The sequence below is a fragment of the Leifsonia virtsii genome (genome assembly GCF_030433675.1).
Lineage (GTDB): Bacteria > Actinomycetota > Actinomycetes > Actinomycetales > Microbacteriaceae > Leifsonia > Leifsonia virtsii.
In genome coordinates this window covers 433,396-454,082 of sequence record NZ_JAROCB010000001.1, presented here as the reverse complement: position 1 = coordinate 454,082, position 20,687 = coordinate 433,396, and the positions used below count along the sequence as shown (strand labels likewise).

Sequence of the window (20,687 nt, the reverse complement as noted above, 5' to 3'; positions counted from 1 at the left end):
CAGAACGGCGCATTCCGGGCCTCCCCTTGACTTCCGACCCGCCGACCGGATGCTGTCCGCAAGGGCGTGCGGTTAAGCACAGCGGCCCGGGAGAACCCGGGCCGCTGAGAGCGTGACGCCGTTAGTGTTGCCGGCGTCCTGAGCAGAAGATTACTACGCTCGCGGCATGACGGCGGCGATCGTGACCTATTTGAGCGAACCGCGCATCGCGACGTACCGCGCGCGATGCGGGCGACGAGGTGCGGGCGCTCGAGCTGTATCGCGCCAACGCTCAGATCAGCGGAGTGGCCCATGCAGCGGTCCACTATTTCGAGGTGATGCTCCGCAATGCGCTCGATCGGGAGCTGCGGACGTGGAATCAGTCGGTGCACGGAACACCGGAGTGGGCATTCGAGCCTGGACGCCTGCTGGCCTCCGTGATTCCGGCCGACCGCCTCCGCAGAGCCGGCCTCGACGCCGCTCGAGCAGTCCGGGGCCGTCGGCGGCCGACGCACGACGATGTGATCGCTCAGATCACGTTCGGTGTGTGGCGCAATCTGCTGCCATCGAAGCGACACCGTTGGAAGCAGGCGCTGTGGGATGAAGCCCTCCAGCACGCGTTCGCCAACCGCCAAGGAGTCCGAGTCGACCAGATCGCGCGATCGGTTGCGATCGTGTCCGACTTCCGCAACCGCATCGCCCACCACGAACCCGTCTTCGCCCTCGACCTCCGCGGCAAGCGCAAGGCGATGCGCGATGTGCTCAACAGCATCAGCCCCACCGCCCGGCGCTGGTTCGTCGAGCACGAGCCGCTCTCGCCGGCGCTCGACGACTTCTACGCCGACTGGCCCGAGTTCGCCCGGACCAACTGAGCCCCCGGCCGCCGCTTCACGCGACGACCGGGGGCTCAGGTTCGGCAGGGACCGCTCAGACGAGGCTGCGCAGCACGTACTGCAGGATGCCGCCGTTGCGGTAGTAGTCCGCCTCACCGGGGGTGTCGATCCGCACGACGGCGTCGAACTCGACGGTCTGCTTGCCGGCCGGCGAGTGCTCGCTGGGCTCGGCGACCACGTGCACGGTCTTCGGCGTGGTGCCCTCGTTCAGCTGCTCGAGGCCCGTGATCGAGAAGACCTCGGTTCCGTCGAGGCCGAGCGAGTCGGCCGACTCGCCCGCCGGGAACTGCAGCGGGACGACGCCCATGCCGATGAGGTTCGAGCGGTGGATGCGCTCGAAGCTCTCGGTGATGACCGCGCGGACACCGAGGAGGCTGGTGCCCTTGGCCGCCCAGTCGCGCGACGAGCCGGAGCCGTACTCCTTGCCGCCGAGGATGACGAGCGGGGTGCCCTGAGCCTGGTAGTTCTGCGAGGCGTCGTAGATGAACGACTGCGGGGCGTCGGGCTGGGTGAAGTCGCGGGTGTAGCCGCCCTCCACGCCGTCGAGCAGCTGGTTCTTCAGTCGGATGTTCGCGAACGTCCCGCGGATCATCACCTCGTGGTTGCCGCGGCGCGAGCCGTAGGAGTTGAAGTCCTTGCGGTCGATGCCGTGCTCGTTCAGGTACCGACCGGCCGGGCTGTCCGCCTTGATGGAGCCGGCGGGCGAGATGTGGTCGGTGGTGACCGAGTCGCCCAGCTTGGCGAGCGCACGGGCGCCGACGATGTCGGTGACCGGGGTCGTCTCGAGCGTCATGCCGTCGAAGTACGGGGGCTTCCGCACGTAGGTGGACTTCTCGTCCCACTCGAACACGGAGCCGGTCGGGGTGGGCAGCGACTTCCAGCGCTCGTCGCCCTCGAAGACCGAGGAGTACTGGTGCACGAACATGCCCTCGTTGATGGAGGAGTCGATCGTCTCCTGCACCTCGGCGGCGTCCGGCCAGATGTCCTTCAGGAACACGTCGTTGCCCTCGGAGTCCTGCCCCAGCGGGTCGACCTCGAAGTCGAAGTTCATCGAACCGGCGAGCGCGTAGGCGATGACCAGCGGCGGGCTGGCCAGATAATTCATCTTGACGTCGGGGTTGATGCGGCCCTCGAAGTTGCGGTTGCCCGAGAGCACCGCGGTGACGGCGAGGTCGTTCTGGTTGACCGCCTCGGAGATCTCGTCGAGCAGCGGGCCCGAGTTGCCGATGCAGGTGGTGCAGCCGTAGCCGACCGTGTAGAAGCCGAGGGCCTCGAGGTCGTGCGTCAGGCCCGCCTTCTCGTAGTAGTCGGTGACGACCTTGGAGCCCGGGGCCAGCGTGGTCTTGACCCACGGCTTGGCCTTGAGGCCCTTCTTCGCCGCGTTGCGGGCGAGGAGGCCCGCGGCGAGCATGACCGACGGGTTCGACGTGTTGGTGCACGAGGTGATGGCCGCGATGGCGACGGCGCCGTGGTCGAGGACGAAGTCCTCGCCGTTCTCCTTGAGCGTGACCGGCGTCGGGTTCGACGCGGCCTTCGGCGCGTGGCTGTGGTGGCTGTGCTGGTGGGTGCTGCGCGCGTCCTCCGGCTGCAGCTCGCCCGGGTCGGAGGCCGGGAACGACTCGGCGATGGTCAGGTCGACCAGGTCGTGCGAGACGTCCGCATAGTCCACCAGGTCCTTCTCGAACTGGTCCTTCGCGTGGCTCAGCTCGATGCGGTCCTGCGGGCGCTTCGGGCCGGCGATCGACGGGACGACCGTCGAGAGGTCGAGCTCGAGGTACTCGCTGAAGACGGGCTCGTTCGCCGGGTCGTGCCACAGGCTCTGCGCCTTGGAGTACTCCTCGACGAGCTTCACCTGCTCCTCGCTGCGGCCGGTGAGGCGCAGGTAGTCGAGGGTGACGTCGTCGATGGGGAACATGGCGGCGGTGGAGCCGAACTCCGGGCTCATGTTGCCGATGGTGGCGCGGTTGGCGAGCGGGACCTCGGCGACGCCTGCACCGTAGAACTCGACGAACTTGCCGACCACGCCGTGCTTGCGCAGCATCTGCGTGATGGTGAGCACGACGTCGGTCGCGGTCACACCGGTCGGGATGGCGCCGGTCAGCTTGAAGCCGACGACCTTCGGGATGAGCATGGAGACCGGCTGGCCCAGCATGGCCGCCTCGGCCTCGATGCCGCCGACGCCCCAGCCGAGCACGCCGAGGCCGTTGACCATGGTGGTGTGGGAGTCGGTGCCGACGCACGTGTCCGGGTAGGCGAGCAGCTCGCCGTCGACCTCGCGGGTCATGGTGACGCGTGCCAGGTACTCGATGTTGACCTGGTGCACGATGCCGGTGCCCGGCGGGACGACCTTGAAGTCGTCGAAGGCGGTCTGGCCCCAGCGGAGGAACTGGTAGCGCTCGCCGTTGCGCTCGTACTCGATGTCGGTGTTGCGCTCGAGCGCGTCCGGCTGGCCGAACAGGTCGGCGATGACGGAGTGGTCGATGACCATCTCGGCCGGGGCGAGCGGGTTGATCTTCTTGGGGTCGCCGCCGAGGGCGGAGACGGCCTCGCGCATGGTGGCGAGGTCGACGATGCAGGGGACGCCGGTGAAGTCCTGCATGATCACGCGGGCGGGCGTGAACTGGATCTCGGTGTCCGGCTCGGCCGCCGGGTCCCAGCCGCCGAGCGCACGGATGTGGTCGGCGGTGATGTTGGCGCCGTCCTCGGTGCGCAGCAGGTTCTCGAGCAGCACCTTGAGGCTGAACGGCAGTCGCTGGTACCCCTCGACGGTGTCGATTCCGAAGATCGTGTAGTCACGATCCCCGACGGTCAGCGCCCTTTTCGCGCCGAAGCTGTTCACAGCAGCCACAATGCCCTCTCCTTCATCGGCAGGCGATGTCCACGCACGCCTCGTCCATCTTCGTCGTCCGTCGAAGCGCCTTTCCAGCAAGGTAAGCCTAATTCACCGTGAACGGAAAGTATCTTGACGTCGAGATAAATCTACCACGCTCAGAGCCGGTCGAAGACCAGGCCGCGCCGCTTGGCGAACCGGTAGAACAGCTCCACGCCCACCGCCCCGGCGGCCCCGACGAGCACACCCCAGGCGAGGGCTGTATCCAGCGCGACATGCATCTCGAAGAAGGACGCGGTGAACGGGATGAAGCACACCAGCACGAACGCCGCTGCCACCGCCACGAGCAGCAGCCAGCGGGCTCCGGTCAGCGGCCGGGTGAGGACGCACAGGATCCACAGCGAGACGCAGAACAGCGCGACTGTGGTCACGCTGCGCGCCTCATGGAGCGGGACGCTGCGGTACAGCGGCGCGTACGCCACGATCGCGGTCGCCCCGGCGATGAGGCCGGTCGGCACGGAGTAGCGCAGGATGCGGCCGAGCACCCCCGGCGTGTAGATGCGCTTGTTGGGCGCGAGCGCCAGGAAGAACGACGGGATGCCGATGGCGAGCGTCGACACCAGCGTCAGCTGCCGCGGAAGGAACGGGAACGGCCAGAGCACCACCGCGCTCACGAGCGCAAGCAGGATGCCGTACGTCGTCTTCGCCAGGAAGATGTTCGACACCCGCTCCACGTTGGCGATGACCCGGCGCCCGGACGCGAGCACATCCGGCAGCCGGTCGAACCGGTCGTCGAGCAGCACCACCCGCGAGACCGCCTTGGTCGCCGCGGTGCCGGTGCCCATCGCGATGCCGAGGTCGGCGTCCTTCACCGCCATCGCGTCGTTGACGCCGTCGCCGGTCATCGCGACCGTCCTGCCGCGCTCCTTGAGCAACCGCACGGCCGCGCGCTTCTGGTCCGGGCTCACCCGGCCGAGCACGCTCGCCGTCTCCAGCGCGTCGGCCAGCTGCTCGTCGGTGTGCAACGTGGACGCGTCCACCGCCTCACCCTCCAGCTGCAGCTCCCGCGCGATGGCCGCGACGGTGACCGGATTGTCGCCGGACATGACGACGACCCGCACCGCCTGCTCCCGGAAGTAGCCGAGCGTGTCGCGCGCCTCCGGGCGGAGGGTCTCGGCGAGCAGCACGAGTTCGGCCGGCTCGACGCGCGTCCCGCTGAGCGGCGTGTGCACCTCTGCGGGCAGCGGGTCGACAGCGCGGGCGAGCGCCAGGGTGCGCAGGCCGCTCGCAGCGAGCTCCGTTGCCCGTGCGAGCTGATCGGGGTGCGCCTCCAGCACGCGCTCCGGCGCGCCGAGCACCCAGGAGCTCTCCTCGCCGTCCACCGTCATCGTCAGGGCGCTGTACTTGGTGGCGGAGGAGAACGGGATGCGGCGCGTCACGCGGAACCGGTCGCTGCGGAACCGCGAGCCGAGGATGCCCGAGGTGGCGTTGCCCGCCTCGTCCGACCCGAAGGCCGCGAGGGCGATCTCGGCGAGCTCCTCCCCCGCGGGCGCGCACAGCGGCTCGATGCCGTGCAGGTCGAGTTCGCCGGTGGTCAGCGTCCCGGTCTTGTCGAGGCACAGCACGTCGACGCGGGCGAGCACCTCGACCGCGGCGAGCTCCTGCACCAGCACCTTGCGTGAGGCGAGCTGGATGGCCGCCACCCCGAAGGCGAGGCTGGTCAGCAGGACAAGACCCTCCGGGATCATGCCGACCACCGCCGCGACCGCGTCCAGCAGCGCGCGCCGCCAGCGGTCGTCGACGAACACCTCGGAGAACCCGCCGTAGGTGAGCACCCGGCCGACGAGCGTCACCAGGATGAGCGGCCCGAGCACCCACGAGAGGTAGACCAGGATGCGATTGGTCGCCTCCCGCAGCTCCGACCGCACGAGCGAGTGCTTGCGGATCTCGCTGGTCAGGCGGCTGGCATACGAGTCGGCGCCCACCGCGGTCACCAGCGCGAGGCCGGTGCCCGTCACGACGTGCGAGCCGGAGAGGAGCAGGGCGTCCTCGTCCTTGAACACCGGGTCGGACTCCCCCGTCAGCATCGACTCGTCGAGCGAGAGCCCGGTGCTCTCCACCACGACGGCGTCCGCGGGGATCTGGTCGCCCGGCCGCAGCACGAGCAGGTCGTCGATCACCACGTCTTCGAGCGCGACGGTCACGGCCTGGCCGTCGCGGCGCACCCGGCTGTGCGGCGCGGCCAGCAGCGCGGCGCGGTCGAGCACGCGCTTCGCGCGGTACTCCTGCACGATGCCGATGAGCGCGTTGACGACGACGATGCCGAAGAAGAACCCGTCGCGCAGGTCGCCCAGCAGCAGCACCGCGACGAAGCAGGCGGTGAGGATGCCGTTGAACAGCGTGAAGATGTTCTCGCGCAGGATGTCGCCGAGCGACCGCGAGCTCGGCTGGGTCTGGGTGTTGACGCGGCCGTCGGCGACACGCTTGGCCACCTCAGCGGCGGTCAGCCCGTCGCGCGTCCCCACCTCCGGCATCCGTCCCCCTCGTGCGCCCGCTCTACCCCGCCGACGTGGTCCGTCGGGCGCCCTCGGCGGGCTTCTGCGGGAACTGGCCCTTCACCACGAACCAGGTCACCAGCAGCAGCGGCGCGTACAGCGGCACGCCCATCAGCAGCTTGGTGAGCGCCAGCGCGCTCGTGGCGGCGTCTGTGTGCGCGAGGTACAGCGGCACCTGCACGACCAGCCGCGCGGCGAACAGGAGGAACCAGAGGAAGGTCAGCGCCTGCATCACGCGGAACTTCCGCTTGTCCTTGCGCCAGGCCACACCGTCGCCCATCAGGTAGCCCGCGGCCAGGCCGATGACCGGCCACCGCACCAGCATGGAGATCAGGATGCCAGCGGCGTACGCGGCGTTGGTCCAGATCCCGAGCAGGAAGTTGTCCTCCCCGCGGCCGGTGATGAGCGCAAGGATCGCGGAGATGCCCACGCCGATGAGGCCGGCCATGGCCTGGGTGACCGGCGTCTTGCCGACGATGCGCACGACCGTGAACACGACCGCGACTGCGACCGAGGCCACGATCGAGAGAGGCACGTTCTGCGTGAAGGTGAAGAGGATGAGGAAGACGAGCCCCGGGAGGATCGTCTCCAGCAGTCCGCGCACTCCGCCGAGCGCGCCGAGCAGCGCGGCGCCGGTCGACGCGTCGTCGCTCTCGGTCAGCTGCCCGAGGCCGGAGCGGCGCGCGGCCGCGGCGATGCTCTCGCCGAGTCCCGGCGTCGCATCCGCGGCCGCAGCATCCGCCGCGGGCTCGCCCGCTGCGGGCTCGCCAGCCGTGGGCGTGCCGCTCTGCGGTCCGCCGGTCGTCGGGTCCGGCCGGTCCTGATCGGTCATGGTGACGCCTTAAAGAGAGGAGTAGTCGTTCTCGTTGCCGGCCGTCGGAGCGGTCGGCATGCGCAGCGGGATGAGGTCGCGCGGGGGCATGGGCACCGAGCCGCGGACGACCACGATGCTGCGGAAGAGGTCTTCGACCAGGGCCGCGGCCTCCGGCTTCACCGCCGCGTCGCCCGCGATGACGCCGCGGAGGAACCAGCGCGGCCCGTCGACGCCGACGAAGCGCGCGACGCGCGTCTCTACAGCGCCGTTCGGCTCCGCGGCCACGGGGATCTCGGCCACCAGCTCCGGCCCGAACGCGCCGTCGCGCTCCGACACCCGGCCGCCCTGACGCTGGATCTGGTCGGTGATCTGCTCGCGGATCTCGTGCCACAGCCCGCTCGAGCGCGGCGCGGCGAACGGCTGCACCTGCAGCGTCGAGTTGGCGTAGTCGAGGCCGACGGCGACGACGCGCTGCGACTCCTCCTCGACCTCCAGACGCAGGTGCAGGCCCTCGCGCGGGAGGATCTTCACACCGCCCAGGTCGACGTACGGGCGAACGGGGTTCGCCTCGCTCTCGTCGAGCGGCCCCTCGGTGGCGCGGTCCTCCGGCGCCGACTTCTCGAACTCTTCGGCCTCGGCCGTCTGCTGCTCGAGCTCGGCGCCCCGGTCGGCCCCGCGAGGGGTGTCGCTGGTGTCGCTCACGCGTGTTCTCCTGCCTCGGTCACGGTGTACCCGGACGAGCCGAAGCCCGCGGTGCCGCGGTGGCTGTCCGGGAGGGTGTCGACGGGGATGAACCGGGCTCGCGTGACCGGCATGACGATCAGCTGGGCGATCCGGTCGCCGACGGCGATATCGTACGGCATCGACCTGTCCGTGTTGAGGAGGGTGACCCGGATCTCGCCGCGGTAGCCCGCATCCACCGTGCCCGGCGCGTTGACGATGGTGAGGCCGTGGCGCATCGCCAGGCCGCTGCGCGGGACGACGAACGCCGCGTATCCGTCGGGCAGCGCGATCGACACGCCGGTCGGCATCGTGAACCGCTCCCCGGGACCCAGCGTGACCGCCTCGGCCGCGGACAGGTCGGCCCCGGCGTCGCCCGGGTGCGCATAGGCGGGCGGGAACGTGGCGATGATGGGGACGTCGACGGTATCGGTCACGTGTCGAGGCTAGTGCAGAAGTCTGATCGAATAGAGGGCATGGACCTCTACCGCGAACGACTGTGGGCGACACCCTGGCTGTTCATCTCCACGCTGCTCGTCATCCCCGCCGTGATGCTCGTGTTCGCCCCGATCAACCTCACAATCGGCATCGTGCTGGCGATCGCCATCTACGCCGCCTGGGCCGTCTTCCTGGTCGCCACGGCCCCGACGATCCGGGTGACGAAGGACGAGCTGGTCGCCGGCAGCGCCCGCATCCCGCTCGCGCTCACCGGCGAGCCCACCGCGTACCGCGGCGACGACGCGGTGCTGGAGCGCGGGCGGCGGCTCGACGCGCGGGCCTGGCTGCTCATCCGCGGCTGGATCAAGCCGGTCGTGAAGGTGCCGGTGCTGGACGCGGACGACCCGGCGCCGTACTGGCTCCTCTCGACAAGAAACCCGGACCAGCTGGTCCGGGTTCTCGATGAGGCTCGCCTCGCTTCCTAGTCGACCTGTCGTCAGGCGGCGCACTCCACGCAGATCGGCCCGAGCTTGGACTCGTGGTCGATCTGAGAGCGGTGCTTCACCAGGAAGCAGTTCACGCAGGTGAACTCGTCAGCCTGGGGAGGCAGCACCACGACATCGAGGTCGAGGTCGGAGAGGTCGGCACCGGGGAGCTCGTATCCGCCGGGGTTGTCAGCGTCTTCGACGTCGACGACCCCCGACATCTTGTCCGGGACACGCTCCTTGAGGGCCTCGATCGACTCGGAGTCGTCCTCGGTCTTCCGCGGTGCGTCGTAATCCGTTGCCATGCCCATCCACTTCTCGTCGTAACGGCCGATTCTCGCAATCGGCGGCCATAGTTTGCATCAATAGCCCCCGAATAGCAAAACCGTTCAGGAGCCTCTCAGCGATTGCTGGATGTGCAACTTCCGGCACGCCCGCGCTATTCCCCGGAATGCCTGTGTTCCCGTGGCATTCTGGGCCGGTACGAACGAACTCGGAAGGCAATCCACATGCAGGATCTGAAGGTCATCGGGGTCGAGAACGGCGCGCTGGTCGCCGTCGGCGACGACGGTGAGCGTTTCCGCATCGCCGTCGACGAGGCGTTGCAGTCGAAGGTGCGCCAGGTGAGGCAGGAGACGTCCGCCGAGGCCCCCAAACTCTCCCCGCGCGAAGTGCAGGCCCACATCCGGTCCGGGATGTCCGCGGAGGATGTCGCAGCGGTCACCGGCGCTCCCCTGGAGTACGTGCAGCGCTTCGAGGGGCCCATCCTCGCCGAGCGCGAGCACATCGTCGCGAGCGCGCTCAGCGTGCCCGTGCACACCACCGACGCCGTCGACCCGCTCGGCGAGGGCGAGACCTTCGGGTCCGTGATCCGCGACCGGCTGGCGTCCCTCGGCGTCGCGGGCGAACGCTGGGCGAGCTGGAAGGACAGCGAGACGGGCTGGATCGTGAAGCTGGAGTTCACAGCGGACACGATCGACCACGACGCCCGCTGGTCGTACGACGTGCGCAAGCACGCCCTCGCGCCGCTCAACTCCGAGGCCACCACGCTGTCCCAGGCGGGCGAACTGCGGGGCGGGGCGCTCATCCCGCGCCTGCGTGCCGTGCTGCCGCACGAGACCGAGCCGGACACGTCCCGCTTCGACAGCGGGGCCTTCACGTTCCCGGCTCCGAGCGTCGACCTGCTCGGCCCGGAGATCACCCAGCCGATCGAGCCGCTGCCGTCCGGGCGTATCCCGGGCGCCAACAACTCCATCCCGGTGTCGGCGATGAAGCGCGCCGACGACGGAACCCCGCGCGACCTGCACCAGACCGCCGACCTCCTGGAGGCGCTGCGCCGCCGCCGGGGCGAGCGGGAGGCCGCGAGCTACGACGACCAGCCCGCCGCGCCCACGCCGGCCGCCACGGCGCCCGAGCCGCCGCAGCAGCCGGCGTTCCGCGTGGTGGAGGAGCCCATCGCCGTCGTCGAGCAGCCGCCGCTGCCGCTCGACGTGCCCGCTCCCCCGGCGTCCTCGTCGACCTCGACCCCGTCGGCCTCGAACGACTCCGGCCCGCAGCCGTCGGCCCGCAAGAAGGGCCGCGCCTCCATGCCCAGCTGGGACGAGATCGTCTTCGGCGCCCGCACGGACGACGACCTGGCCTGACCCCGCGCATCGGTGGGTCTCAACACGCCGCTATCGTTCTCGCATAGCGGCGTGTCGCGTCCCATGGATCAGGCGACGGCGCCGAAGCGGAGCAGCGGGACGCGGGTCTCCTCCGGGGTGAGCGAGCCGTGCTGGCCGACCATGTTGCGGCCGGTGCGCTGGGGGTCGCGGCCGTCGTAGTACGCGATGCGCTTGCGGGCGGCCACGAGCACGTCGCCGATCCGCGGCGCCACCTCCGGCTCGACGGCCGGGCCGAACCAGCCGGCCGCCACCGCGTCCTCGCGGGTCGCCACCCACGAGCGGTCGCCTTCGGCGTCCTGCCAGCGCCGGGCGACGGCGTCGGCCTCGCCCGCCTCGGTGTAGACGTGCAGCATCCGCGGCTCGCCGGCGACCTCGGCCACGCCCTCCAGCAGCTCGGGCGCCGTGTCGTAGAGGATGTGTCCGCTCTCGGGCACATCCACCACCCCGTGGTCCGCGGTCAGCAGCGCGCCGCGGCCCGGGCCGAGCCGGCGGGCGAAGCCGGAGACCAGGGCGTCCAGGGTCTCCAGGCCGGCGGTCCAGGCGGGCGACTCCCAGCCGCGGGCGTGCGCGAGCGCATCGAGCTCGGCGACGTAGAGGTAGGTGAGGCCCGGCCCGGCGGAGGCGACGATCTCGGCCGCGACCTCGAACCGCTCCGCCAGCGACTGGACGCCGACGAACTCGGCGCCGCGCAGCACCGCCTCCGTGAACCCTGACCCGGCGAACTTCGGCAGCCCGATCGCGCGGGCGCGGACCCCCTGCTCGACCGCGCGCTCGAACACCGTGCGCGAGCGCTGCCAGGTCGCGGGATCCATCCGGCCGTCCCAGCCGGAGAGCTGGTTCGTGAGACGACCGGCCGCGTCGCGCACCCGGTAGCCGACCATCCCGTGCACGCCGGGCATCGTGCCCGTAGTCAGGGTGGTCAGGGCGGCGGCGGTCGTCGTCGGGAAGCCGGCGTCGATGGTCGTCGTCTTGCCGAGCAGCGGCGCGAGCGTCCTGGCGTGGCCGGAACGTGCCCGCAAGGCGGCGGCGCCGAGGCCGTCGACGAGCATCACGACGACGTGCTCCATCCGCGGCAGCGCCAGCTCGTTCGCGCCGCCGGACAGCGCGGCGAGGGAACTCGGGAGAACCGTGGCGAGGCTCGCTCGGGTGGAGAACGCGGCCGGTAGCATGGGGGGCATCCGGCCCAGTCTGGCACAGCCAGGCACGCCGGCCCCCGCCCCTCCCCCAGAGGCCACACAGCACAGATTGCACGAATGACCCCCGCAGACGACCAGCCCGCCGCCGGAACGACCGAGCGCATCGAAGACGTCGACGTCACCACCGAGATGGAGGGCTCGTTCCTCGAGTACGCCTACTCGGTGATCTACTCCCGGGCCCTCCCGGACGCCCGCGACGGCCTGAAGCCGGTGCAGCGCCGCATCCTCTACATGATGACCGAGATGGGGCTGCGGCCCGACCGCGGCCATGTCAAGTCCGCCCGCGTCACCGGCGAGGTCATGGGAAAGCTGCACCCGCACGGCGACGGCGCCATCTACGACGCCCTGGTGCGGATGGCGCAGGACTTCACCCTCCGCGTGCCGCTGGTCGACGGCCACGGCAACTTCGGCTCCCTCGACGACGGTCCCGCGGCCGCCCGCTACACCGAGGCGCGCCTCGCCGCCGCTGCGCTCGCCATGACCGAGGACCTCGACGAGGACGTCGTCGACTTCGTCCCGAACTACGACAACCAGCTCATGCAGCCGGACGTGCTGCCCGCCGCCTTCCCGAACCTGCTGGTCAACGGCGCCAGCGGCATCGCGGTCGGCATGGCGACGAACATGGCGCCGCACAACCTGATCGAGGTCGTCGGCGCCGCCCGCCACCTGCTGGAGAACCCGGACGCGGCCCTCGACGACCTGATGGCGTACGTCCCCGGCCCCGACCTGCCGAGCGGCGGCATCATCGCCGGCCTGTCCGGCGTGCGCGACGCCTACGCGACCGGACGCGGCAGCTTCCGGATGCGCGCCAAGGTCTCCGTCGAGTCGATCACGGCCCGTAAGAGCGGGCTTGTGGTCACCGAGCTCCCCTACGGCGTCGGGCCCGAGAAGGTCATCGAGAAGATCAAGGACGGCGTCAACGGCAAGAAGCTCAACGGCATCTCCGACGTCACCGACCTCTCCGACCGGCAGCACGGCCTCCGGCTGGTCATCGGCATCAAGACCGGCTTCAGCTCGGAGGCGGTGCTGGAGCAGCTCTACCGCCACACGCCGCTCGAAGAGGGCTTCTCCATCAACAACGTCGCCCTGGTGGCGGGCGGGCCGCAGACCCTCGGCCTGCGCGAGCTGCTCCAGGTGTACCTCGACCACCGCATCAGCGTGGTCACCCGGCGCTCCCGCTTCCGGCTGGCCCGCCGCAAAGAGCGCCTGCACCTGGTCGAGGGCCTGCTCATCGCGATCCTCGACATCGACGAGGTCATCCAGGTCATCCGCACCTCCGACGACACCGAGCAGGCGCGCGGGCGACTCATGCAGGTGTTCGACCTCAGCACGCTGCAGGCCGACTACATCCTCGAGCTGCGGCTGCGCCGGCTGACGAAGTTCAGCCGCATCGAGCTGGAGACCGAGCGCGACCAGCTGCGCGCCGAGATCGAGGAGCTGGAGGCGATCCTCGCCTCCCGCCAGCGCATCAACGACCTCGTCTCCGACGAGCTGGAGCGCGTGGCCGCCACCTTCGGCACCCCGCGGCGCACGCTGCTCACCGAGGCCAAGCCCTCCATCGCCGGAGCCTCGCGCAGCAAGGCCGCGACGGTTCAGCTGGAGGTCGCCGACGTGCCGACGCGCGTGTACCTGTCGACCACCGGCCGCATCCTGCGCGTGGATGCGGGCGCGACGGAGGAGCAGGGGCTCGACCGCATCCAGCCGCCGGCGCGCCGCAGCAAGCACGATGCGATCCTGTCGCAGCTGGACACGACCAGCCGCAGCGAGATCGGCGCGATCACGAACCGCGGCCGGCTCATCCGCTTCTCGCCCGTGGACCTGCCGGGGGTGCCGGCCAACTCCATCCAGCTCGGCGCCGGCGTGAAGGTCGGCGACTACCTGGCGCTGGCCGACAAGAAGGAGCGCATCCTCGCGCTCGCCTCCCTCACCGACACCGACCGGACGATCGCCCTCGGCACGAAGCAGGGCGTCGTGAAGCGCGTCGCGGCGGGCGACTGGGCCAACAAGCCGGAGTTCGAGATCATCTCGCTGAAGGCCGGCGACGAGGTCGTCGGCGCCACCACGGTGACCGACGAGGACGAGCTGGTCTTCGTCGCGAGCGACGCGCAGCTGCTGCGCTTCGCGGCGTCGTCTGTGCGGCCGCAGGGCCGGGCGGCGGGAGGCATGGCCGGCATCAACCTGGGCTCCGGTGCGCGCGTCATCTTCTTCGGCGCGGTCGCCGCGGCCGACGCCGAGCAGGCGGTGGTCGCGACCATCGCGGCGAGCGACGCGACCCTGCCGGGCGCCGACCCCGGTACCGCGAAGGTGAGCGACTTCGCCGAGTACCCGGCGAAGGGACGCGCCACCGGCGGCGTACGCGCCCAGCGGTTCCTGAAGGGCGAGAGCGAGCTGGTGCTGGCCTGGGCCGGCCGCGGACCCGCGCTCGCGGTCGCCCCCGACGGCGTCGCGCGCAGTCTCCCTGAGGGCGGCTCCCGTCGCGACGGCTCCGGCACCCCGCTGGACACGGTCGTCGGCTCCCTCGGCCGCCAGATCGGCTGACGCCCCGCCTCTGAACCCTCCCCCCGCCGTCGAGTACACGAAGACTGCACGCAATCACGCGGAAAACGTGCAGTCTTCGTGTACTCGGTGGCGGGGCTCTGCGGGCGAGGGTCAGGCGTCGATGCGCGCGCGGGAGAGGTCGTCGGCGCCGGCGATGATGAACTCCTTGCGCGGGGCGACGTCGTTGCCCATGAGGAGCTCGAAGACGCGGTTGGCCGACTCGGCGTCCGAGACGCGCACCCGGCGCAGCGTGCGGTGGGCACGGTCCATGGTCGTGGTCGCCAGCTGGTCCGCATCCATCTCGCCGAGGCCCTTGTAGCGCTGGATCGGCTCCTGGTACTTCTTGCCGCGCTTCTTCAGGTCGGCCAGCACCGCGTGCAGCTCCGCCTCCGAGTAGGTGTAGATCGTCTCGTTCGGCTTCGACCCCGGGTTCACCACGACGACGCGGTGCAGCGGCGGGACGGCGGCGAACACGCGCCCCTCCTCGATCATCGGCCTCATGTACCGGAAGAACAGGGTGAGCAGCAGCGTGCGGATGTGGGCGCCGTCGACGTCCGCGTCCGACATGATGATGACCTTGCCGTAGCGGGCCGTCGAGATGTCGAAGCTGCGTCCCGATCCTGCGCCGATGACCTGGATGATGGCCGCGCACTCGGCGTTCGACAGCATGTCCGAGATGGACGCCTTCTGCACGTTGAGGATCTTGCCCCGGATCGGCAGCAGCGCCTGGTACTCGCTGTCCCGCGCGCGGCGGGCTGTGCCGAGCGCCGAGTCGCCCTCGACGATGAACAGCTCGCTGTTGGCGACGTCGTTGGAGCGGCAGTCGACCAGCTTCGCCGGAAGCGACGAGGTCTCCAGCGCGTTCTTGCGGCGCTGCGTCTCCTTGTGGGCGCGTGCGGAGATGCGCGACTTCATCTCGGCGACGACCTTGTCGAGCACGAGCGCCGACTGCGCCTTGTCGTCGCGCTTCGACGAGCCGAACCGCTCCGACATCGCCTTCTGCACCACGTTCGCGACGATCGCGCGCACCGCGGGCGTTCCTAGGATCTCCTTGGTCTGGCCCTCGAACTGCGGCTCCGGGAGGCGGACGGTCAGCACGGCGGTGAGGCCGGCCATCACGTCGTCCTTCTCCAGCTTGTCGTTGCCCGCCTTGAGCCGGCGCGCGTTCAGCTCCACCTGCTGGCGGAGGAACTTGAGCAGCCCCTGGTCGAACCCGGCCTGATGACTGCCGCCCTTCGGCGTCGCAATGATGTTGACGAAGCTCTTCATCACCGTGTCGTACCCGGTGCCCCAACGCAGGGCGATGTCGACCTGGCAGTCGCGCTTCAGCTCGGTGGGCACCATCGCGCCGGTCTCCGACAGCACGGGGACGGTCTCGGTGAAGTGCCCATCGCCGGTCAGTCGCCAGGTCTCGGTGATCGGGCTGTCCGGGGCGAGGAAGTCGACGAACTCGGAGATGCCGCCCTCGTAGCGGAAGGTGGTGCGTCCCGCGGGCTCGGCGTCGCCCGCGGCAGGACGCTTGTCGTCGATCGACAGCGAGAGCCCGGGAACGAGGAACGCGGTCTGCCTGGCACGACCGATCAGGTCGTCGGTGGAGAACTCCGCGCCCTTCGTGAAGATCTGCCGGTCGGCCCAGTAGCGGATGCGGGTGCCGGTGACGCCCCTCTTCACCTTGCCGACGACGCGCAGCTCGCTGCCGCTGACGAACGGAGAGAACGGGCTGTCCGGGCTCGCCACGCCGCCCTTGTCGTCGAAGACGCCGGGCTCGCCGCGGTGGAAGGACATCGCGTAGGTCTTGCCGTCGCGGTCCACCTCGACGTCGAGGCGCTCGGACAGCGCGTTCACGACCGAGGCGCCGACGCCGTGCAGTCCGCCGGAGGCGGCGTACGAGCCGCTGCCGAACTTGCCGCCCGCGTGGAGCTTCGTGAAGACGACCTCGACACCCGAGAGTCCGGTCTTCGGCTCGATGTCGACCGGGATGCCGCGCGCCTGGTCGCGCACCTCCACGCTGTCGTCCGGGTGCAGGATGACCTCGATGTCCGACCCGAATCCGGCCAGCGCCTCGTCGACGGAGTTGTCGATGATCTCCCAGAGGCAGTGCATCAGGCCGCGCGAGTCGGTGGAGCCGATGTACATGCCTGGACGCTTGCGGACGGCCTCCAGCCCCTCGAGCACCGAGAGGTGCCTGGCCGAATAGTCCGAACTCGCCACGAGCGCTCCTTGTGGATCGGATGCGCCCACCGCGGGTCCGGGCGCATGTGCCCTTCCAGCCTAAGCGCCGGGCGGCGGAGCCTACGCCACGACACGGGTGCGCCCGGGAGGCTACGCGTTGAGCGAAATAGCAGCCAATGCGCGCCTGATTGCCGAACATCCGTGGTTCTATAGACGTACCGAGTTCACCGGTTGCGACGGAAGGAGCATCACATGTCGACACTTACCTCGGAGAACGGGGCGGTTGACGAGCTCGCATCGGGGCCGCAACTGACGGCCGCGGACCGTTGCGACAGCTGCGGCGCGCAGGCGTACATCCGCGTCGTCGTGAACAACGGCGAGCTCCTGTTCTGCGCCCACCACGGCAAGAAGCACCAGGAGAAGCTCTCGCAGATCGCCCACAGCTGGCACGACGAGACCGCTCGCCTGTTCGAAGAGCAGCGCGCTTAACGCGGCCGTCGCGAACAGCGAGTCCGACCGGGCGATGACGATCAGGACCGGCGTGCGCAGGCGCGCCCACATCGACCTCTCCGTCATCCGTTCGACCGCCGCGTCGCTCGCGACACCGCTCCCCGACTGCGCCGCCGATCTCCGCGCTGACGCGTACGGACACGGGTTGATCCCCGTGGCACGTGCGCTGACGGATGCGGGGGTCGGCGGTTTCGTCGTCTCCCGGGTGGAGGATGCGGCCGCGATCGCCGACGAGGGGGTGCCGGTCCCGACGACGGTCGCCGCGCATCCGCCGACGGCGACCGACGACCGTGCGCTGCTCGGTCCTGAGCTGCTCGGGCTCGACCCCACGCGGCCCTCCGCCCCGGCCATGCGGCTCGAGGGCGAGGTCATCGCGGTCAAGCGCGTGCCCGCCCACCGCGGCGTCTCCTACGGCTACACGTATCGCACCGAACGGCCGAGCACACTCGTGCTCGTCGCGCTCGGCTACGCCGACGGCATCCTCCGCGTCGCCTCCAACAAGGCGCCGGTGAAGGTCGGCGCGACCACCGGCCGGATCACCGGCCGCATCGCCATGGACCAGTTCGTCGTCGACCTCGGCGACGACTCCGCCGAGCCCGGCGACGCCGTCATCCTGTTCGGGGATGCCGCGCTCGGCGAGCCGACCGTGCTCGACTGGGCCGACGCGCTCGGCGTCGCGGCGCCGGTCATCACCAGCCGGCTCGGCCGCCGCATCGAGAGGACGTACTGCGAGTGAGGACGGCCGCATGACCATCGTGGACGCCATCGCGGAGCCGCTCCCCCGCGCGGTCATCGACCTGGCGGCGCTCCGGCACAACGTCGCGCACCTGACCCGTCTCATCGAGCCCGCGCAGACCATGCTCGCCGTGAAGGCGGACGCGTACGGGCACGGACTGCTGCCGATCGCGGACGCCGGGCTCGACGCCGGAGCGACCTCGTTCGCCGTGCTCGAGATCCCCGCCGGACTCATCCTGCGCAGCGCCGGCATCGACGTGCCGATCCTGGCCTGGCTTCACGGGCAGGACACCGACTGGCGCGCGGGCATCGAGGCCGACATCGAGCTCGGGATCTCCGCCGTGTGGCAGCTGGAGGCGATCGCCGCCGCCGGCGCCGACCGTCCCGCCGTCGTGCACCTCAAGGTCGACACCGGGCTCAGCCGCAACGGCGCGACCCGCGAGGACTGGCCCGGGCTGATCCGCACGGCGCTCGAACTGCAGGAGCGCGGGGTGCTCCGCGTCCGGGCGGCCTGGTCGCACCTGGCCGACGCCTCCATCGCCGACGACGAGGCGGCCCTCGCCGAGTTCCGGGACGCGGTCGCCGAGGCGGAGTCGCTGGGCGCGCGCTTCGAGGTGCTGCACCTGGCGGCGAGCTCGGCGGGCATCCGGATGCCCGAGGCGCGCTTCGACTTCGTCCGGTTCGGCATCGCCGCCTACGGCTTCTCCCCGTTCGACGACTCGACGGGCGCGGAGCTCGGCCTCATCCCGGTGATGCGGCTGGAGGCTCCGGTCACCGAGGTGCACGTCGACGGCACCACGCACGTCCGGCTCGGCATCGGCTACGGCGACGGCGTGCCGACGCTGGGGATCGCGAAGACCTCGGTGTCGCTGAACGGCCGGCGCTGCCCGGTGATCGACGTCGAGGTGGACGGGATGCTCGTCGATGCAGGCCCGCACCGCGTCGAGGTGGGCGACACCGCGATCCTGTTCGGCCCCGGCACCGCCGGCGAGCCGACCGCCGAGCAGTACGCCGACTGGGCCGAGACGATCGCCGACGAGATGGTCACCGGCGTCTCCGCCCGCGTCCCCCGCGTCTACGTCGACTGACCCCCGACGCCGTCAGCTCCTGAGTTCTTCGACCCGACACGCCGATGCGGGGTCGAACAAGTCCGGAGCTGATGGCTGCTAGAGGGAGACGCCGAGGCGGTCGGCGATGGCTCGGCGGGCGTTCGTCGCGTAGCGGTCGACGCGCTCCGTCTGCGGCACCGGCGGCAGCTCGGCGCGCAGCGCGGTCGAGAGCAGACGGTCGGCGAGCACCGGGTTCATCGGCAGCAGCGGACCGTGCAGGTGCGTGCCGATCGACGCACCGACGACCACGCCCTCGGTCGAGCCGTCGTTGCCCGTCCCGCTGACGATGCGGGCGAGCGGCTCCGCGCCCTCGAGCACGGTGCGGGCGGAGTGGTTCTCGAAACCGGCGATGGCGGTGCCGTCGGCCAGCCGCGCCACGACCTCGCCGACGTGGCGCTTCGGGCCGAGCGCGGCACGCGTCGGGAACACCGCGGCGCCCGCGAGCACCTCGCCCTCAGCGGTCTCGAGCTCGGTGCCGAGCAGCTGCCAGCCTCCCGCGATCGCGAGGATCGGCACGCCGGCGTCACGCCACTCGCGCAGTCTCGGCGCGATGCGGAGCACGTCCTGGTGCACCGCGCGCTGGCCCGAGAGCGGCCCGGAGCCGATGTGCACGATGTCCGCACTCGGCGGCAGCTCGGCCCCCGGCGCGTGCGCGACGGTCTCGACGTCGATGCCGCGCCAGCGGGCGCGCTCGGCGAGGGCGAGCACGTTGCCCGCGTCGCCGTTGATGCCCAGCTCGGCCGGGTACAGGTGCAGGATGCGCAGCACGGTCATCGCTCGCCGCCTTCCAGGTCGAGGAAGCCCAGCTGCTTGCGGATCAGCATCATCTGCTCGTAGTTGACGATCATGGTCTTCGTGCCGCGCGACGGTTTCGGCAGCGCGAGGAAGGCCTGCAGCGCCGGCTTGAGCTCGGGCACGACCTGGTCGACCTCGATGCCCGCGTAGGCGAACCGCGTGGCGAACTGCCAGGCCTTGGTGCCGGAGATCACATCCACGTGGCTCAGCTTCGACAGGTCGATGTCGTACACCCACGACGGGTCGGGGGTGCCCTCGTCGACCGAGACGAACACCTGCTCCGGCGACTCGCTGAGGTAGTCCAGGTTGAGCTGGAGGCTCGGCGGGTTCTTCATCATGATGATCTCGACGTCCTCGTCGCCGACCTTCAGCGTCTCGCCGCGGCCGTACACCGTGCGCAGCGCCGCCATCGCGGCGACCACGGCGTTCGGCTGGAACCGGTCACCCAGCAGGCGGCGGGCCATCGCGGTCGCGCCGGCGGCGTCCACCGCGTAGTGCAGGCCGCGCGCGGGCAGCCCGATGCGGACGTTCTCGCCGCCGATGGTGAGCTGGGCGCTCTGCACCTCCAGCTTGCTGACGAAGACGGACGGGATGGGCAGCGACCCCGCCGCGGCACCGGTCAGGTCCTTGACGTTGGCCAGCCCGTTCGGCGACGCCTCGATGAGGGACGGCGCGACAGCGAACGTGGTGACGTCGCGCCCCTGCGCCGCCAGCTCCGCCCCGACGCGGGCGAGGCTGTCGTCGTCGGCGTTCACCACGACGAACTCGGACGAGCCCTCGGCGATCGACCGCAGCATCCCGATGACGCGGGTCGGCTCGAAGAAGCGGTTCAGCTGGTCGATCTGGACGTTGAGCAGCAACGAGCCGCGCGGCTTCAGCACGCGCGCGAGGTCGACGCCGTAGGCCTCGTCCACCTCGATAACACCGACGTCGCCGCGCACGTAGCCGTCGAGCGGCACGTCCGCGAGCAGCGCCGACGCGATGCCCTGCGGCAGGTTGCCGCCGGAGGGGTTGGTGAAGACGTCCAGCCCGTGCTCCCGCAGGATCGCGGTGAGCATGTTCGTCGTCGTGGACTTGCCGTTCGAGCCGGACACGAACACGACGCCGAGAGGCAGCCGGCTGACCGCACGCTCCAGGAACTTCGGGGCGATCGCGAGCGCGACGCGGCCCGGCACCGCGGAGCCGCCTCCCCGCAGGCGCAGAAGCCAGCGGGCGAGGCGGCCGGCGATGACCGCCAGTCGGTAGCGCACCGGT

The 20,687-nt window shown here is 70.6% G+C and carries 17 protein-coding genes; 7 read left to right on the top strand and 10 right to left on the bottom strand.

The features are described 5' to 3' along the window. The first annotated feature begins 239 nt into the window (after positions 1 to 239). Positions 240 to 851, top strand: coding sequence for a hypothetical protein (locus P5G59_RS02190; protein ID WP_301215552.1), 612 nt, complete (start codon positions 240 to 242; stop codon positions 849 to 851). A 55-nt stretch (positions 852 to 906) separates the two neighbouring features. Here P5G59_RS02190 and acnA read toward each other — a convergent pair whose 3' ends face one another. The 5 genes from acnA to dut form a co-directional block, all read right to left on the bottom strand. Beyond that, positions 907 to 3,720 carry an aconitate hydratase AcnA gene (gene acnA, locus P5G59_RS02185; RefSeq protein WP_301215550.1) on the bottom strand — a complete coding sequence of 938 codons (2,814 nt, stop codon included), beginning with the start codon at positions 3,718 to 3,720 and terminating at the stop codon, positions 907 to 909. A gap of 140 nt (positions 3,721 to 3,860) precedes the next feature. Further along, on the bottom strand, positions 3,861 to 6,236 hold the full coding sequence (locus tag P5G59_RS02180; RefSeq protein WP_301215548.1) for a cation-translocating P-type ATPase: 2,376 nt from the start codon (positions 6,234 to 6,236) through the stop codon (positions 3,861 to 3,863). Between the two features lie 22 nt (positions 6,237 to 6,258). Further along, positions 6,259 to 7,089, bottom strand: a complete 831-nt coding sequence (locus P5G59_RS02175) for a DUF3159 domain-containing protein (RefSeq protein ID WP_301215546.1) — start codon at positions 7,087 to 7,089, stop codon at positions 6,259 to 6,261. Between the two features lie 9 nt (positions 7,090 to 7,098). Further along, complete coding sequence (locus P5G59_RS02170; RefSeq protein ID WP_301215545.1) at positions 7,099 to 7,773, bottom strand: DUF3710 domain-containing protein; 675 nt, start codon at positions 7,771 to 7,773, stop codon at positions 7,099 to 7,101. Then, the gene (dut, locus tag P5G59_RS02165; RefSeq protein WP_301215544.1) at positions 7,770 to 8,228 is read right to left on the bottom strand and encodes a dUTP diphosphatase; all 459 of its coding nucleotides are present in this window, start codon (positions 8,226 to 8,228) and stop codon (positions 7,770 to 7,772) included. Before dut ends, P5G59_RS02170 begins: the two co-directional genes overlap by 4 nt. A 39-nt stretch (positions 8,229 to 8,267) precedes the next feature. On the opposite strand from dut, the gene P5G59_RS02160 reads away from it, so the two are divergent. Continuing rightward, positions 8,268 to 8,714 (top strand): DUF3093 domain-containing protein, encoded by a 447-nt coding sequence (locus P5G59_RS02160; RefSeq protein WP_301215542.1) that lies wholly within the window; start codon positions 8,268 to 8,270, stop codon positions 8,712 to 8,714. Between the two features lie 11 nt (positions 8,715 to 8,725). On the opposite strand, the gene P5G59_RS02155 is transcribed toward P5G59_RS02160, so the two are convergent. Beyond that, the gene (locus P5G59_RS02155) at positions 8,726 to 9,019 is read right to left on the bottom strand and encodes a DUF4193 domain-containing protein (RefSeq protein ID WP_039920738.1); all 294 of its coding nucleotides are present in this window, start codon (positions 9,017 to 9,019) and stop codon (positions 8,726 to 8,728) included. 204 nt (positions 9,020 to 9,223) lie between these two features. Between P5G59_RS02155 and sepH the strand changes: the two genes are divergently transcribed. After that, the gene (gene sepH, locus P5G59_RS02150) at positions 9,224 to 10,357 is read left to right on the top strand and encodes a septation protein SepH (RefSeq protein ID WP_301215540.1); all 1,134 of its coding nucleotides are present in this window, start codon (positions 9,224 to 9,226) and stop codon (positions 10,355 to 10,357) included. 68 nt (positions 10,358 to 10,425) lie between these two features. Here the strand turns inward: sepH and P5G59_RS02145 are convergent, their stop codons facing one another. Continuing rightward, a complete protein-coding gene (locus P5G59_RS02145) occupies positions 10,426 to 11,547 on the bottom strand; it encodes an alkaline phosphatase family protein (RefSeq protein ID WP_301216970.1) in 1,122 nt (373 codons plus the stop codon). An 84-nt stretch (positions 11,548 to 11,631) separates the two neighbouring features. On the opposite strand from P5G59_RS02145, the gene P5G59_RS02140 reads away from it, so the two are divergent. Beyond that, entirely contained in the window at positions 11,632 to 14,112 is a 2,481-nt protein-coding gene (locus P5G59_RS02140) for a DNA gyrase/topoisomerase IV subunit A (protein WP_301215538.1), read from the top strand. Between the two features lie 111 nt (positions 14,113 to 14,223). On the opposite strand, the gene P5G59_RS02135 is transcribed toward P5G59_RS02140, so the two are convergent. Continuing rightward, positions 14,224 to 16,323 carry a DNA gyrase/topoisomerase IV subunit B gene (locus P5G59_RS02135; RefSeq protein WP_301215536.1) on the bottom strand — a complete coding sequence of 700 codons (2,100 nt, stop codon included), beginning with the start codon at positions 16,321 to 16,323 and terminating at the stop codon, positions 14,224 to 14,226. Between the two features lie 213 nt (positions 16,324 to 16,536). Between P5G59_RS02135 and P5G59_RS02130 the strand changes: the two genes are divergently transcribed. The 3 genes from P5G59_RS02130 to P5G59_RS02120 are packed head-to-tail and all read left to right on the top strand — an operon-like array spanning position 16,537 to position 18,617. Next, positions 16,537 to 16,773: a DUF7455 domain-containing protein gene (locus P5G59_RS02130; RefSeq protein ID WP_018191296.1), complete on the top strand. Its 237-nt coding sequence runs from the start codon at positions 16,537 to 16,539 to the stop codon at positions 16,771 to 16,773. Positions 16,774 to 16,807: 34 nt separating this feature from the next. Next, positions 16,808 to 17,530 carry an alanine racemase gene (locus P5G59_RS02125; RefSeq protein ID WP_301215531.1) on the top strand — a complete coding sequence of 241 codons (723 nt, stop codon included), beginning with the start codon at positions 16,808 to 16,810 and terminating at the stop codon, positions 17,528 to 17,530. A 10-nt stretch (positions 17,531 to 17,540) separates the two neighbouring features. Further along, positions 17,541 to 18,617 (top strand): alanine racemase, encoded by a 1,077-nt coding sequence (locus tag P5G59_RS02120; RefSeq protein WP_301215530.1) that lies wholly within the window; start codon positions 17,541 to 17,543, stop codon positions 18,615 to 18,617. Positions 18,618 to 18,695: 78 nt separating this feature from the next. Here the strand turns inward: P5G59_RS02120 and P5G59_RS02115 are convergent, their stop codons facing one another. Together P5G59_RS02115 and P5G59_RS02110 are read right to left on the bottom strand one after the other, a co-directional pair. Beyond that, positions 18,696 to 19,412 (bottom strand): type 1 glutamine amidotransferase, encoded by a 717-nt coding sequence (locus P5G59_RS02115; protein WP_301215529.1) that lies wholly within the window; start codon positions 19,410 to 19,412, stop codon positions 18,696 to 18,698. Then, entirely contained in the window at positions 19,409 to 20,683 is a 1,275-nt protein-coding gene (locus P5G59_RS02110) for a MurT ligase domain-containing protein (RefSeq protein ID WP_301215527.1), read from the bottom strand. Before P5G59_RS02110 ends, P5G59_RS02115 begins: the two co-directional genes overlap by 4 nt. Positions 20,684 to 20,687: the final 4 nt, after the last annotated feature.